Genomic DNA, 12,474 nt, shown 5'->3' with positions numbered 1-12,474 from the left:
CAGATAAGCGGATGTCGCTGCAATGCGACAAACTTGTCCTGTTGGCGGCGAAAGCCGCACGCGTCATTCGTGCTGCCGTCGCTCCGCCACGTCGATCAAAATGCCACCGACCATGAACACGGAGATCGGGCAGACCGCGAAGAGCAGCCATCCACCGTAACCGGGATAGAGCTCGAGATAGTGCACCCCGCGTTCGACGGCGCCGAGCGCGAGTGCGTAGATGACGAGGAACGCCTCGAACTTGGTCTTGATGACAAACAGGCGACGGATACGGCTCCACATAACCGAATGTTAAGCACGAACGATGCCAACCGCAGAAAACCGGGCTTTACGGGTTACCCGATTTGGTTACCTGTCAGGTAACCCGACAGGTCGAGAGCCGCCAGCAGCGCGTCATGCGCGGTTTCGATCGCCGCGACCAGGGTCGGATCGCCGAGCATCCTGGGGTCGATCGTCTCCGGCCACCAGCGCTGCACCACCGCCGCGATCCGGTCGAGCCGGGCCGGATCGACGAGGAAACGCGGATCGATCGTCGCCGGGTCGGCGACGACGCGCAGCCGCAGGCAGGCCGGGCCGCCGCCGTTCGCCATCGACTGTTTGACGTCCACCACCTCGACCCGGCGGATCGGTCCGTTGCCGCCGCGATGCCGTTCGAGCCAGCGCCACACCGCCGCATTGCCGCGCGCTTCCGCCGGCACGATCAGCGTCGGCCCATCCGCGGTGGTGACCAGTTGCGCGTTGAACAGATAGGAGGCGATCGCATCGGCCAGGCTGACTTCGGCCGTCGGCACTTCGACGATCTCCACCTCCGGCATCAGCCGGCGCAGTTCGGCATAGACGCCGTCGCGGTCCGCGAACGCCTGTTCGTGCGCCAGCAGGACGCGCTCGTTGGCGACCGCGACCACGTCGTTGTGGAAGGCGCCGGCTGCGATCGCCGCGGGGGATTGCTCGACGAACAGGGTCCGCGCGGGATCGAGCCCGTGCCGCCGTGCCACCGTCGCGCTTGCCTCGGGATGCTGGCGCGCGGGGAAGAGGCCTCCGGGCAACGTATAAACGAACACCTCGATTCCGGGCGCGCCATGCTCCGGACACAGCCGCATGTGATTGGCCGCGCCTTCATCGCCGAACGGTGCCGGCACCGGGCCGTGCACGGCGAAGGCGGGATCGGCAAAGGCGAGGCGAAGCTGCGCCAGCGTCTCCGGCCATTCGTGGCTGCGATGCGCCATGGTCATCAGATTGGCGACGCTGAGGTGGCAGCGACCGTCGGTGCTATCCATCGCGGGCGACACCGTCGCCGCATTCGCCGCCCACATCGCCGAGGCGGACATCGCCTGCGCCTGGAGCAAAGGCGACGCCTCCTCATAGCTGGTCGCCAGCCGGGCAAGCCAGTCGCGATCCGGCCGCCGGTGCGGCAGCAGAATGCCCTGCGTCAGACCCAGCGCCAGATTGGCGCGCATCTTCGCCAGTCCCTCCAGCGCCGCCGCGCGGGGATGCGACAGCTGGCCGGCGTTGCTGGTCGCGGCGAGATTGCCCGCCGACAGGCCGGCGTAATTGTGGCTTGGCCCGACGATGCCGTCGAAGTTGATCTCGGTTACCATGCCGGTCACCAGCGCGGAACGTGGAGGACGAGGTCGTCTTCGCCGACGCCGAGCAGATCGGCGCAGTCGGCTGAGAGGACGATCCGCTCGCCCACTTCGCGGACGCAGCCGAAAGCGCAGCGGAAGTCGTCGAGCCGGCCGACCGCGACGAGCGATTCGATGCCACCTTCGCCGTCGATCGCGACGATCCGGCTCGCCCGTGCCTCGGCGATCGACCGGACGCGATCGGTGCGGGCGGTCATCGTCGGACCGCCGTCGAAGATGTCGACGTAGTTCTCGAAATGAAACCCCTCGTTTTCCAGCATGCGCATCGCCGCCCGGCCGCTCGGATGCGGCAGGCCGATGGCGCCCCGCGCCGCCTCCGACAGCATCGCGGTGTAGATCGGATGCTTGGGCATCAGGTCGGCGATGAACTGGTGACCGTTGACGGCATTGAACTGGTCGGCATCCTGAAAGTTCATGCCGAAGAAGCGGCCGGCCAGCCCGTCCCAGAAGGGCGATCCACCCGCCTCGTCGATGACGCCGCGCAGCTCGGCGAGGATGCGATCGGCGAACCGCTCGCGATGCGCCCGGATGAACAGATAGCGGCTGCGGGCGAGCAGCAGACCCAGGCCGCCGGCCCGCTCGCCGGGATGGAGGAACAGGCCGCCGACCTCGCACGATCCTTCCAGATCGGTGGTCAGCGTCAGCATCTCGGCCCGGAACGTGCGGCCGAGCTCGCGGCTGTGCTGAGTCAGCGTGCCGATGCGATAGCTGTAGAAGGGATGCTGTTGGCCGACCTGGGTGAAGATCTGGCTGGTGCCGCGCACCTCGCCGGTGGCGGCATTCTCCAGTATCAGCACGAACAGTTCGTCGGACAGCGGCCCGCCATCGCTGGCGAACGCCTCTTCGCTGCGTTCCAGCTTGGCGCGCAGCGCCTTGCGGTCGGGCGGCAGGTTGGTGAAACCGCCACCGGTCAGCTTCGCCATTTCATAGAGGTGCGACAGGTCACGACCCGTGCCGGCGCGGATACGGAAGGTCATGCATCATCCCCTGTCACGAGCCGCCCGATCGTCAGCACGGACAGCGCCGCCCGTTCGACCAGGCTGTCGACGATCAGAAATTCGTCCGGCGAATGGATCGCGCCGCCCCGCACGCCCATCGTGTCGACGACCGGCACGCCCGTCGCGGCGATGGTATTGCCATCGCAGACGCCGCCCGTGGCCCGCCAGCCGACGGTCAGCCCGAGGTCGCGTCCTGCCGCGACGACCTGCGAGAAGAGCGTCTCGCTGGCCCCGGTCATCGGCTTGGGCGGCCGGTTGAAGCTGCCGTGGCGGGCGATGTGGACGTCGTGCGCCGCGCGCACGGTTTCGATCGCCGTCGCGATCGCGGCATCGGCCCGCGCGATCGCCGCCGCATCGCGCGGCCGGAAATTGACCCGCAATACCGCCAGGTCGGGCACGACATTATTCGGTCCGCCGCCGTCGATCCTGGCCGGATTGACGCTCAGGCCGTCGCCCGTCGCTGCGGCGAGGCGCAGGGCGAGGTCCGCTGCCGCGACCAGCGCATTGCGGCCGTCTTCGGGGTTGCGACCGGCGTGGGCGCTGCGGCCGCGGACCACGATCGAGAAATTGCCGGTGCCGCCGCGCGCGCCCGCCAAGGTGCCGTCGGGCAAGGCGGGCTCGTAGGTCAGCCCCGCCAGCTTGCCGCGCGCGGCGGCGACCAGTAGCCCGGCCGAGGCGAGCGAGCCCGTCTCTTCGTCCGAATTGATCACCACCTCATAGCCCAATCGTGCGGCGAACGGCGTCGTCTCCACCGCCTGGAGCGCGGCGAGCATCACCGCCAGCCCGCCCTTCATGTCCGAGACGCCCGGCCCGTTGACGGTACCGTCGGCGCGCTCGGTCACCTGTTGAAAGGGGTGATCCGTCGCATAGACGGTGTCCATGTGGCCGGTGAAGAGCAATTGCGCCGGCGCCTCCGGGCGGACGCGCAGGTGGAGATGACGACCATGCGCGATTGTCTCGACCTGCCCGGCGGCGGTGATCGCCTCGACCGGCGCGGGCTCGACCAACCGGCACTCGCCGGGCAATGCGCCGAATGCATCGGCAAGCACGTCCGCCATGCGGGCGAGCCCGTCGAGATTGCGCGTGCCGCTGTTGATCGCCGCCCAGCGCTGCGTCTGCGCGAGCATCGTCGCGCCATCCAGACCATCAATGAGCGCACGTGCCGCGCTGGTTCTGCTCTCCATCGGCGGCTTGCTAGCCGACCCGGCGGCAGAAGGGAAATGGCGGTGTCCTTGCGAACCTTCCGCTCAGAAGCTGTAGACCAGCGACGCGCGACTGGTGGTGTCGGTCGACACCGAGCCGACCGGCGGTTGGCTTTCGTACTGCACGTTGTAGGACAAGGCGGCCGACAGCGGGCCGATTAATTTGGCGTTGAGCGCGGTGGTGCCGCTGACCGTCGAGTTGAATCGTTCGACATAGGCGGCGGCATTCTGCGTCACCGACAGGCCGGGCAGCAACCGCCAGCTGAACGCCATCGTGCCGCGCGCGGCGAGACTGCTCTCGAGCAGGTCGTTGGTGAAATTGGTCCGCCGGAATGCCGGGCCCAATTCGACGTCGAGGCGGACTCGCGGCGTCTTCACCGCGCTGTAGCCGATGCCCGACGAAGCCGAATAGCGGTCGAAATAACCGAGGAAGCGATCGCTCTCATACTGGGCGGCACCGTAGACATAGACACGGTCGTCGATCTTGTAGTTTGGTTCGTAGCTCGCGAGGTAATGTTCGCGGGTCGGAATGCCGGCATTCTCCTGATAGTCCGCCTGGACGTGGAATTTGTGCCGCCACTGCAGGCCTTCGCGCGTCAGGTCGAGGACCGCGCTGCCGCCCTTCGAATCGGTGTTGCCGGTGGTGACATAGCCGCCCAGCTCGGCGCGACCGGTCCACAGGTCGAAGATGTTGGCCTGGCGGATCGTCGCGTTGCGCGCCGCGGCGCGTTCGTTGCGCCACTTCTGCGCGATCGCGAGCACCTGGTCGGCGCTCGCCGGATCGGCCAGCCGCGCATATTTGACGACGACCGACACGTCGCCATCGCTGCCGCTCTCGATCGCCGCGTCGAGCATCGCCTTGATCGGCCCTGGGATCGGCACCGCATTCTGATCGGCCGCCGGCGTGCCCTCGGCGTTGGCGAGCAGCAACGGAAGCAGGAACAGAGACATCGCACGGCGCATGATCGCGGGCTCTAGGCGACGCGATCCGGCAGGCAACGTTACCATCTTTCGCTTGCGGTGAGGTGAGGCCGGAATGCGGCGAGCACCGCCTCATAGAGCGCCGTCTTGAAGGGTACGATCATCGCCGGCAGATCCTGCGGATCGGCCCAGCGCCAGGCGCGGAATTCCTGGTGCTCCGTCGCGATGTCGATATCGCTGTCCTGGCCCAGGAAGCGGAACAGGAACCAGCGCTGCCGCTGCCCGCGCCATTGGCCCTTCCACACCTTGCCGACGAGATCGTCGGGCAAGTCGTAGAACAGCTCGTCGGGCGCCTCGGCGATCAGTTGCACCTTATCCGGCACGACGCCCGTCTCTTCGCCCAGTTCGCGGATCGCGGCGGTCAGCGCGTCCTCGCCGGCGTCGATCCCGCCTTGCGGCATCTGCCAGGCCTCCAGCGTCGAATCCATCCGCTGGCCGACGAAGACCCGCCCTTCGGCGTTGATCAGCATCACGCCAGCGCAGGGGCGATAGGGTAGATCGGACTTGCTCATGCCGCCGCTCCGGCGGCTTGGCGTTGTACCCGCGCCGCTTCCGCCTCGACGATCGCCGGCTTCAGCGTCGCCAGATAGGCGGCGACGTCGCCTTGGCTCGACGGGATCGCCTTGCGCAGCGTCGCGAAGCCATGGATCGTCCCCACCGCCTCGCGGAAGACGACGGGCACGCCGGCCTGCGCCAATGCCGCGGCATAGGCGCGGCCTTGGTCGCGGATCGGATCGAGGCTTGCGGTGACGATCACCGCCGGCGGCAGCCCGGCGACGTTGCCGAGGAGCGGCGATCCCCGTGGATGGGCGATATCCGCCTGATAGGCGTCGACGAACCACAGCATCGTGTCGCGGGTGAGCAGATAACCGTCGGCGAATTCCTCGAACGAGGGATAGAGGCGCGACGTGTCGGCCGCGGGATAGATCGGTGCCTGCAGGATCACCGGCACCGTCGCGGGTCGATCGCGCAGATCCATCGCGGCAACGATCGTCAGCGTGCCTCCTGCGCTGTCGCCGGCAAGCACCAGTGCGGTGACACTGCGCCCAAGCGCGGCCGGGCTGCCGGCGACCCAGCGCGCCGCCGCCTCGCAATCGTCCGGCGCCGCGGGCCAGCGGTGTTCGGGCGCGAGTCGATAGTCCACCGAGATCACCGGCAGGTCGAGCACCCGCGCGATCTCCGCGCACAGGCTGGCGTGCGTATCGATGTTGCCGATGACGAAGCCGCCGCCGTGGAAGAACACCACCGCCGGGCCCGGCTCGCGGCTTTCGCGCGCGTCGAACAAGCGCGCGGGGATCGTGCCCGCAGGCCCCGGTATCGCAAGATCGCGCATCGTCGCCAGCTCGCCGACGGCCAAGTCGGCGACGTCCTTCATCGCGACGAACACCTGTCGCGCCGCCTCGGGCGTCATCTGGTGCGTGCGCGGGCCGGGAACGGAGGCGAGATAATCGAGAAAGGCGCGAACGTCGGGGCGGACGAACGGGGCGGGGTCGGTCATGCACGGGTCCCTTGGGCAGCCTGCGGTGGCGCCCTACCTAGGTGGCGTGATCGCCGTCGTCCATCATCCCGCCTATGTCGCGCCCGCCCCGGCGCGATCGACCTACCGCTGGAACAAGAACGGCCTGATCCGCGACCTGTTGCTGGAGCAGGGGCGGCGGATCGAATGGCACACGCCCGATCCGATGCCGACGCGCTGGCTGGAGGCGGTTCACGACCCGGACTATGTCGCGGAGGTGCTGGAGGCGCGGGTCCCGCCGCTCAAGACGCGGCGCATCGGCTTTCCGGTGACCCCGGAGGTGGCGGCACGCGCGCAGGCGGTGCCGGGCGGCACCTGGCTGGCGGCGCATCTGGCGCTGCGCCACGGCTTCGCAGCCAATACCGCCGGCGGCAGCCATCATGCGCTCGCCGACACCGGGGCAGGCTATTGCGTGTTCAACGATCTGGCGGTGGCGGCGGTCCGGCTGGTCGAGGAGGGGACGGTCGACCGGCTCGCCGTCGTCGATTCCGATGTCCACCAGGGCGACGGCACGGCCGCCTTGCTGGCGGGCCATCCCGGCATCGTCACCTATTCGATCCACGCCGAAAAGAACTTCCCCGCCCGCAAGGCGCGCTCGACGCTCGACGTGCCGCTCGCCGACGGGCTCGGCGACGAGGCCTATTTGACGACGCTGGAAGAGACGCTGACGCCCTTCCTCGCCGAGCACCGGCCGCAGCTGGTCCTCTATCAGGCGGGGGTCGATCCCTTCGCCGATGATCGGCTCGGCCGATTGTCGCTCAGCCTCGACGGCCTTGCCCGGCGGGAGCGGCTGGTCGCGCGGCTGTCGCAGGCGGCGGGGGCGCCGCTCGCCAGCACGGTCGGCGGCGGCTATGGCGACGATGCGCTGGCGATCGCCCGCCGCCACGTCGATGCCATCCTAATCCTGGGCGCCGCCTTCGCCTGACCGTCTTTCGCCCGACCCGATCCTCGGGCATGAGCGCGCGGATGACCGGCCTCCTGTCCCGCACGATCGCGCCTCCGTTTCACCGCCTGCTCGATCGGATCGACGCCGGACTGGCGAGCGGCGGGATCGAGGCGCGCCTGCCCGACGGGACGCACCGGCTGCTCGGCGGCCGCGCCCCCGGTCCGGTGCCGATCGTCACCATCGTCCGCTGGCGTGCGCTGCTGCGGCTGGCGACGGAAGGGTCGGTCGGCTGGTATCGCGCCTGGGAGGCGGGCGAATGGTCGAGCCCCGACCCGGTGCCGCTGTTCGACCTGTTCATGCGCAACCGCACCTCGCTCGGCGGAACGGCGCGGGCCGGCGGCATTCCCAGGGCGGCGCTGCGCCATTGGCACCGCCTGCGTCGCAACGACCGCGGCGGCGCGCGGCGCAACATCGCCGACCATTACGATCTCGGCAACGACTTCTACCGGGAATGGCTCGATGCCTGCCTGACCTATTCGAGCGCGATCTACGACCGTGGCGACACGCTGGAAACGGCGCAGCAGCGCAAGCTCGACGCGATCCTCGCCCGCACCGCGACCCGTCCCGGCGAGACGATCCTGGAGATCGGCTGCGGCTGGGGTTCGTTCGCCGCCACCGCCGCGGCCGCCGGCCGCAAAGTCCATGGCCTGACCCTGTCGACCGAACAGAAGGCGGCGGTCGATGCGCGCGGACTGCCCGGCGTCTTGGTGTCGCTGACCGACTATCGCGACGTCACCGGCAGCTATGACGCGGTCGCGAGCATCGAGATGGTCGAGGCGGTCGGCCAGGCCTATTGGCCCGCCTATGTCGACACGCTGGCCCGGGTGCTGAAACCCGGCGGTCGCGTCGCGCTCCAGTACATCAGCATCGCCGACGACATCTTCGAACGCTATGCGAACGGCGTCGACTTCATCCAGCGCTATATCTTTCCTGGCGGCATGCTGCTGTCCGAAAGCCGCTTCCGCGCCCTGTGCGAGGAACGGGGCTTCGCCTGGACCGATCGTCACGGCTTCGGGCTCGACTATGCCCAGACGCTGCGCCACTGGCGCGAGCGTTTCGACAATGCCGACAAGGCCGGGCGCCTGCCGGCACGACTCGACGCGCGCTTCCGCGACCTGTGGCGCTATTATCTGATGTATTGCGAGGGCGGCTTCCGCGGCGGCGGGATCGACGTCGCGCAGGTCACGCTGATCAAGGCCTAGGACCGGTCAGCCGACCCGTTCGACATGGCCCGGATCGAAGCCGTCGCTCGCCAGCGCCACGATCCGCGCCGCCACCACCTCGGGCGCCTTGACCGCCTGCGGGTCCTCGCCCGGATAGGCGCGGGCCCGCATCTTGGTCCGCGTCGCGCCGGGATCGACGATTGCGGTGCGGATGCGGCTGATCTCCGCGGTCTCGTCGCCATAGGCGCCGAGCAATGTCTCGAACGCCGCCTTGGATGCGCCATAGGCGCCCCAATAGGCGCGGGGCGTGCGGCCGACGCTCGACGTCAGGCCGATCACCCGCGCGCCCGCCGACCTGCGCAGCATCGGATCGAACGCCGCCAGCATCGCAGCCTGTGCGCTGACGTTGAGCGTCAGCACCTGCGCGAACTCCTTGGCGTCGATCGCCGGCACTGCCGACAGGCTGCCGAGCATCGCCGCGTTGAGCACCAGCACGTCCAGCGCCTGCCAGCGCTCGCCGATCGCGGTCGCCAGTCGGGCGATCGCGTCGCTCTGCGTCAGGTCGAGCGGCGCGATCGTTGCCGAGCCGCCGGCCTGGAAGATCGTCTCCTCGACCGCCTCTAGATCCTTGGCGGTACGCGCGGTCAGCACAACATGCGCGCCCGCTTCCGCCAGCGCGATCGCGGTCGCGGCGCCGATCCCCCGGCTCGCGCCGGTCACCAGCGCGAGCTTGCCGTCCAATGTTTTGGTCATCGCGCTCAGTTCACCCGCTCGGCGAGCATCGCGAACTGGTCGACGGGACCGGTGTCGTCATGATCGGTCAGCGTCGTCGGATAGTCGCCCGTGAAGCAGGCGTCGCAATATTTCGGGCGGATGTCGGCACGCTGCGCCTCGCCCAGCGCCTTGTACAGCCCGTCGATCGACACGAACGCCAGGCTATCGGCGTGGATGAAATCGGTCATGCCGCCGACGTCGAGCTTCGCCGCGAGCAGCTTCGCCCGCTCCGGCGTGTCGACGCCGTAGAAGCAGCTGTGACGCGTCGGCGGGCTGGCGATCCGCATGTGGATCTCCGCTGCGCCGGCATCGCGCATCATCTGCACGATCTTCAGGCTGGTCGTCCCGCGCACGATCGAATCATCGATCAGGACGATGCGCTTGCCCTCGATCAGCGCGCGATTGGCATTGTGCTTCAGCTTGACGCCGAGGTGGCGGACCTTGTCGCCCGGCTGGATGAAGGTGCGGCCGACGTAATGCGAGCGGATGATGCCGAGCTCGAACGGAATGCCCGATTGCTGCGCATAGCCGATCGCCGCCGGCACGCCCGAATCGGGCACCGGGATCACCAGGTCCGCCTCCACCGGGGCCTCGATCGCCAACTGCGCACCGATCTCCTTGCGCACCGAATAGACCGACTGGTCGCCTGCGATCGAATCGGGCCGGCTGAAATAAACCCATTCGAAGATGCAGGGCCGCGGGGCCATCGGCGCGAACGGCTTGATCGAACGGATTTCGCTGCCCTGCACGATGACGAGTTCGCCGGGCTCGACCTGTCGTTCGAAGGTCGCGCCGCAGACGTCGAGCGCCACCGTCTCCGACGCGAAGATGATCGCCTCGTCCAATCGCCCCATTACCAGCGGCCGGATGCCGAGCGGATCGCGGCAGGCGATCATCCCCTCGGGCGTCGTCACGATCAGCGAATAGGCGCCCTCGATCTGCTTCAGCGCGTCGATGAAGCGGTCGAGCAATGTACGATAGCTCGAGGTCGCGACCAGATGGATGATCGTCTCGGTATCGCTGGTCGATTGGAAGATCGAGCCACGGCGGACCAGCTCGCGACGCAGTTTCATCGCGTTGGAGATGTTGCCGTTATGCGCGACCGCGAAGCCGCCGGTCGACAGATCGGCGTAGAGCGGCTGGACGTTGCGCAGCGCGGTCTCGCCCGTCGTCGAGTAGCGGACATGGCCGACCGCGATACTGCCCGGCAGCGCGCGGATCACGTCGTCGCGGTCGAAATTGCCCGCCACATGCCCCATCGCGCGATGCGTATGGAACAGCGTGCCGTCGAAGCTGGTGATTCCCGCGGCCTCCTGGCCACGGTGCTGCAGCGCGTGCAGCCCGAGCGCGGCAAGCGCGGCGGCGCTGTCGCTGCCGGAAACACCGAAGATGCCGCATTCTTCACGCAGCTTGTCGTCGTCGAAGGGATGAGTGGTCAGCATGGCCCGGCCCGATGTCGTGCGAGCGGCCATATAGGCAGCCGAAACGCATTTGTCGCGTGTTTGTCACGCTTTTCGGACCGATCGTGGACGACTGGCGTTGAGCGGGCGCAAGGAGACCCGCGATGGCCAAGGATCACGGCAGCCAGATCAAGGACGATTCGCTCTACGAGGAGCTGCGCAAGCAGGGGAATTCCAAGGAGAAAGCCGCCCGCATCGCCAATGCCAAGGCGAACGGCTCGCTCGACCACCGATCGACGCATCTCGAAGACCGCAGCAAGGCCGATCTGATGAAGGAGGCGCGGGAGATCGGCATCGAGGGGCGGTCGAAGATGGACAAGGTGGCGCTGGTCAAGGCGATCCGTAACCACAAGTGACCGAACCTCCCCTCCCGCTGTCGGGAGGGGCTGGGGGAGGGCAGTCGCCCCTCCCGCAAGCGGGTGGGGGAAGCGCTCGCTTAACAACCCCGTGACGCTCATCTACCGACCCGCTAATCCCGCGGCATGCCCGATCCGCGCGAAACCGAGCTTGTCCTCGATCCGAAATATGATGCCGCCGGCCTCGTCACCGCCGTGGTGGTCGACCGTGCCGGTGCCCCGCTGATGGTCGCCCACATGAATGCCGATGCGCTCGCGGCGACGCAGGCGAGCGGGGAAGCGACCTTCTGGTCGCGCAGCCGCGGCCGGCTGTGGCGAAAGGGTGAGACCTCGGGCAATGTCCTCCGCGTCGTCGAGATGCGCATCGATTGCGATCAGGACGCCATCTGGATCATCGCCGATCCGGCCGGTCCCGCCTGCCATACCGGCGCCGCCAGTTGCTTCTACCGGCGGATCGACGGCGATCGGCTCCTGCCCGTCGCATGAGGCGTCTGGCGCTCCTCGCCCTGTCGCTCCTCGTCGGCTGTCACCAGCCGGAGGCGCCGGCGGGTGGCGATACGGCCGGCGCGCGGCTGGAACGGGCGGCGACCGCCGCCGGTATCGTCGCCGATCCGGCTCGGATCAGTCTGGTCGGCGCCTGGGCGCGCGATACCGATCGGCTGTGCGTCGTCGGCGCTAATTCGGGCAGCCTGCGCGTCGGCGTCTTGGTCGACTATGGCGAAGGCCAGGGATGCGCCGCGTCGGGCATCGCCCGCCAGCGCCGCGAAACGCTGAGCGTGAGCTTTGGGGGCTGCCGCTTCGACGCCCGCTCCGACGGGGAGCGGATCGTCTTCCCCGCGACGCTGCCATCGGCCTGCGATTCGCTGTGCACCGGCCGCGCCAGCCTGTCGGCCCTGTCGGTCGACCGGATCAGCGCCGCCGCCTCCGAAGCCGCACAACTGCGTGCGACGGGCGGACGGGCGCTCTGCGGCGGTTGACGTTGACGTAAAGGTAAGTTATCTGCCGTGGCATGGATTTGACGCCTGCCTATGCGCCGATCGCGCCGCGGGACGACCGCGACAGCTATACGATCTCCGATCTGTCGGACGAGTTCGGCGTCACCGCCCGCGCGCTACGCTTTTATGAGGACGAGGGGCTGATCGCCCCCGAACGGCGCGGCACGCAACGCATCTATTCGCATCGCGATCGGGCGCGGCTCGCCTGGATCCTGCGCGGCAAACGCGTCGGCTTCAGCCTCGGCGAGATCCGCGAGATGATCGACCTGTACGACGTCGGCGACAATCGCCGCGCCCAGCGTCAGGCGACGATCGACCGCTGCCGCGGCCGCATCGCGCTGCTCGAACGGCAGAAGCAGGACATTGATGCCGCCATTGCCGAACTGACCGAATTCGTGACCGTCGTAGAAGCGGTCCACGCCCAGGACGCCTGAGAGGAA

The 12,474-nt window shown here is 68.4% G+C and carries 15 protein-coding genes; 6 read left to right on the top strand and 9 right to left on the bottom strand.

Going from position 1 to position 12,474, the window contains the following annotated elements:
• Window positions 1-63 precede the first annotated feature (63 nt).
• The 7 genes from D9601_RS06495 to D9601_RS06465 all read right to left on the bottom strand — a co-directional run bounded on the left by D9601_RS06495 (window position 64) and on the right by D9601_RS06465 (window position 6,322).
• The gene (locus D9601_RS06495) at window positions 64-282 is read right to left on the bottom strand and encodes a hypothetical protein (protein WP_198353026.1); all 219 of its coding nucleotides are present in this window, start codon (window positions 280-282) and stop codon (window positions 64-66) included.
• Window positions 283-335: 53 nt separating this feature from the next.
• Window positions 336-1,598: an N-succinylarginine dihydrolase gene (locus D9601_RS06490; RefSeq protein ID WP_198353428.1), complete on the bottom strand. Its 1,263-nt coding sequence runs from the start codon at window positions 1,596-1,598 to the stop codon at window positions 336-338.
• 5 nt (window positions 1,599-1,603) lie between these two features.
• Window positions 1,604-2,620 carry an arginine N-succinyltransferase gene (locus D9601_RS06485; protein ID WP_198353025.1) on the bottom strand — a complete coding sequence of 339 codons (1,017 nt, stop codon included), beginning with the start codon at window positions 2,618-2,620 and terminating at the stop codon, window positions 1,604-1,606.
• A complete protein-coding gene (locus D9601_RS06480; RefSeq protein WP_198353024.1) occupies window positions 2,617-3,825 on the bottom strand; it encodes a hydrolase in 1,209 nt (402 codons plus the stop codon). Before D9601_RS06480 ends, D9601_RS06485 begins: the two co-directional genes overlap by 4 nt.
• Before the next feature lie 63 nt (window positions 3,826-3,888).
• Complete coding sequence (locus tag D9601_RS06475) at window positions 3,889-4,806, bottom strand: DUF481 domain-containing protein (RefSeq protein WP_198353023.1); 918 nt, start codon at window positions 4,804-4,806, stop codon at window positions 3,889-3,891.
• A gap of 38 nt (window positions 4,807-4,844) precedes the next feature.
• Window positions 4,845-5,336 carry an RNA pyrophosphohydrolase gene (locus D9601_RS06470; RefSeq protein WP_198353022.1) on the bottom strand — a complete coding sequence of 164 codons (492 nt, stop codon included), beginning with the start codon at window positions 5,334-5,336 and terminating at the stop codon, window positions 4,845-4,847.
• Window positions 5,333-6,322 (bottom strand): alpha/beta hydrolase, encoded by a 990-nt coding sequence (locus tag D9601_RS06465; protein ID WP_198353021.1) that lies wholly within the window; start codon window positions 6,320-6,322, stop codon window positions 5,333-5,335. Before D9601_RS06465 ends, D9601_RS06470 begins: the two co-directional genes overlap by 4 nt.
• 46 nt (window positions 6,323-6,368) lie before the next feature.
• Between D9601_RS06465 and D9601_RS06460 the strand changes: the two genes are divergently transcribed.
• Both D9601_RS06460 and D9601_RS06455 read left to right on the top strand, forming a co-directional pair.
• A complete protein-coding gene (locus D9601_RS06460; RefSeq protein WP_198353020.1) occupies window positions 6,369-7,265 on the top strand; it encodes a histone deacetylase family protein in 897 nt (298 codons plus the stop codon).
• A gap of 29 nt (window positions 7,266-7,294) precedes the next feature.
• Complete coding sequence (locus tag D9601_RS06455; protein WP_232473841.1) at window positions 7,295-8,488, top strand: SAM-dependent methyltransferase; 1,194 nt, start codon at window positions 7,295-7,297, stop codon at window positions 8,486-8,488.
• A gap of 6 nt (window positions 8,489-8,494) precedes the next feature.
• Here D9601_RS06455 and D9601_RS06450 read toward each other — a convergent pair whose 3' ends face one another.
• Both D9601_RS06450 and purF read right to left on the bottom strand, forming a co-directional pair.
• Complete coding sequence (locus tag D9601_RS06450; RefSeq protein WP_198353019.1) at window positions 8,495-9,202, bottom strand: SDR family NAD(P)-dependent oxidoreductase; 708 nt, start codon at window positions 9,200-9,202, stop codon at window positions 8,495-8,497.
• A gap of 5 nt (window positions 9,203-9,207) precedes the next feature.
• Complete coding sequence (purF, locus tag D9601_RS06445; protein ID WP_198353018.1) at window positions 9,208-10,665, bottom strand: amidophosphoribosyltransferase; 1,458 nt, start codon at window positions 10,663-10,665, stop codon at window positions 9,208-9,210.
• A 122-nt stretch (window positions 10,666-10,787) separates the two neighbouring features.
• Between purF and D9601_RS06440 the strand changes: the two genes are divergently transcribed.
• The 4 genes from D9601_RS06440 (at window position 10,788) to D9601_RS06425 (ending at window position 12,468) form a co-directional block, all read left to right on the top strand.
• Window positions 10,788-11,039, top strand: a complete 252-nt coding sequence (locus tag D9601_RS06440) for a DUF7218 family protein (RefSeq protein WP_198353017.1) — start codon at window positions 10,788-10,790, stop codon at window positions 11,037-11,039.
• A 126-nt stretch (window positions 11,040-11,165) separates the two neighbouring features.
• Window positions 11,166-11,525, top strand: a complete 360-nt coding sequence (gene hisI / locus D9601_RS06435) for a phosphoribosyl-AMP cyclohydrolase (RefSeq protein ID WP_198353016.1) — start codon at window positions 11,166-11,168, stop codon at window positions 11,523-11,525.
• A complete protein-coding gene (locus D9601_RS06430; protein WP_198353015.1) occupies window positions 11,522-12,016 on the top strand; it encodes a hypothetical protein in 495 nt (164 codons plus the stop codon). Before hisI ends, D9601_RS06430 begins: the two co-directional genes overlap by 4 nt.
• A gap of 32 nt (window positions 12,017-12,048) precedes the next feature.
• On the top strand, window positions 12,049-12,468 hold the full coding sequence (locus D9601_RS06425; RefSeq protein WP_198353014.1) for a MerR family transcriptional regulator: 420 nt from the start codon (window positions 12,049-12,051) through the stop codon (window positions 12,466-12,468).
• Window positions 12,469-12,474 lie beyond the last annotated feature (6 nt).

This window comes from Sphingomonas sp. MA1305 (genome assembly GCF_016107325.1).
Lineage (GTDB): Bacteria > Pseudomonadota > Alphaproteobacteria > Sphingomonadales > Sphingomonadaceae > Sphingomonas.
The sequence above is the reverse complement of the archived record's forward strand: the minus strand, read 5'-3'. Positions and strand labels throughout refer to the sequence as shown.

What these genes read in the sequence shown, in the direction of transcription:
- D9601_RS06495 (WP_198353026.1), bottom strand. Translation starts at nt 282, where the DNA reads ATGTGGAGCCGTATCCGTCGCCTGTTTGTCATCAAGACCAAGTTCGAG.
- D9601_RS06490 (WP_198353428.1), bottom strand. Translation starts at nt 1,598, where the DNA reads ATGGTAACCGAGATCAACTTCGACGGCATCGTCGGGCCAAGCCACAAT.
- D9601_RS06485 (WP_198353025.1), bottom strand. Translation starts at nt 2,620, where the DNA reads ATGACCTTCCGTATCCGCGCCGGCACGGGTCGTGACCTGTCGCACCTC.
- D9601_RS06480 (WP_198353024.1), bottom strand. Translation starts at nt 3,825, where the DNA reads ATGGAGAGCAGAACCAGCGCGGCACGTGCGCTCATTGATGGTCTGGAT.
- D9601_RS06475 (WP_198353023.1), bottom strand. Translation starts at nt 4,806, where the DNA reads ATGCGCCGTGCGATGTCTCTGTTCCTGCTTCCGTTGCTGCTCGCCAAC.
- D9601_RS06470 (WP_198353022.1), bottom strand. Translation starts at nt 5,336, where the DNA reads ATGAGCAAGTCCGATCTACCCTATCGCCCCTGCGCTGGCGTGATGCTG.
- D9601_RS06465 (WP_198353021.1), bottom strand. Translation starts at nt 6,322, where the DNA reads ATGACCGACCCCGCCCCGTTCGTCCGCCCCGACGTTCGCGCCTTTCTC.
- D9601_RS06455 (WP_232473841.1), top strand. Translation starts at nt 7,295, where the DNA reads ATGAGCGCGCGGATGACCGGCCTCCTGTCCCGCACGATCGCGCCTCCG.
- D9601_RS06450 (WP_198353019.1), bottom strand. Translation starts at nt 9,202, where the DNA reads ATGACCAAAACATTGGACGGCAAGCTCGCGCTGGTGACCGGCGCGAGC.
- purF (WP_198353018.1), bottom strand. Translation starts at nt 10,665, where the DNA reads ATGCTGACCACTCATCCCTTCGACGACGACAAGCTGCGTGAAGAATGC.
- D9601_RS06440 (WP_198353017.1), top strand. Translation starts at nt 10,788, where the DNA reads ATGGCCAAGGATCACGGCAGCCAGATCAAGGACGATTCGCTCTACGAG.
- hisI (WP_198353016.1), top strand. Translation starts at nt 11,166, where the DNA reads ATGCCCGATCCGCGCGAAACCGAGCTTGTCCTCGATCCGAAATATGAT.
- D9601_RS06430 (WP_198353015.1), top strand. Translation starts at nt 11,522, where the DNA reads ATGAGGCGTCTGGCGCTCCTCGCCCTGTCGCTCCTCGTCGGCTGTCAC.
- D9601_RS06425 (WP_198353014.1), top strand. Translation starts at nt 12,049, where the DNA reads ATGGATTTGACGCCTGCCTATGCGCCGATCGCGCCGCGGGACGACCGC.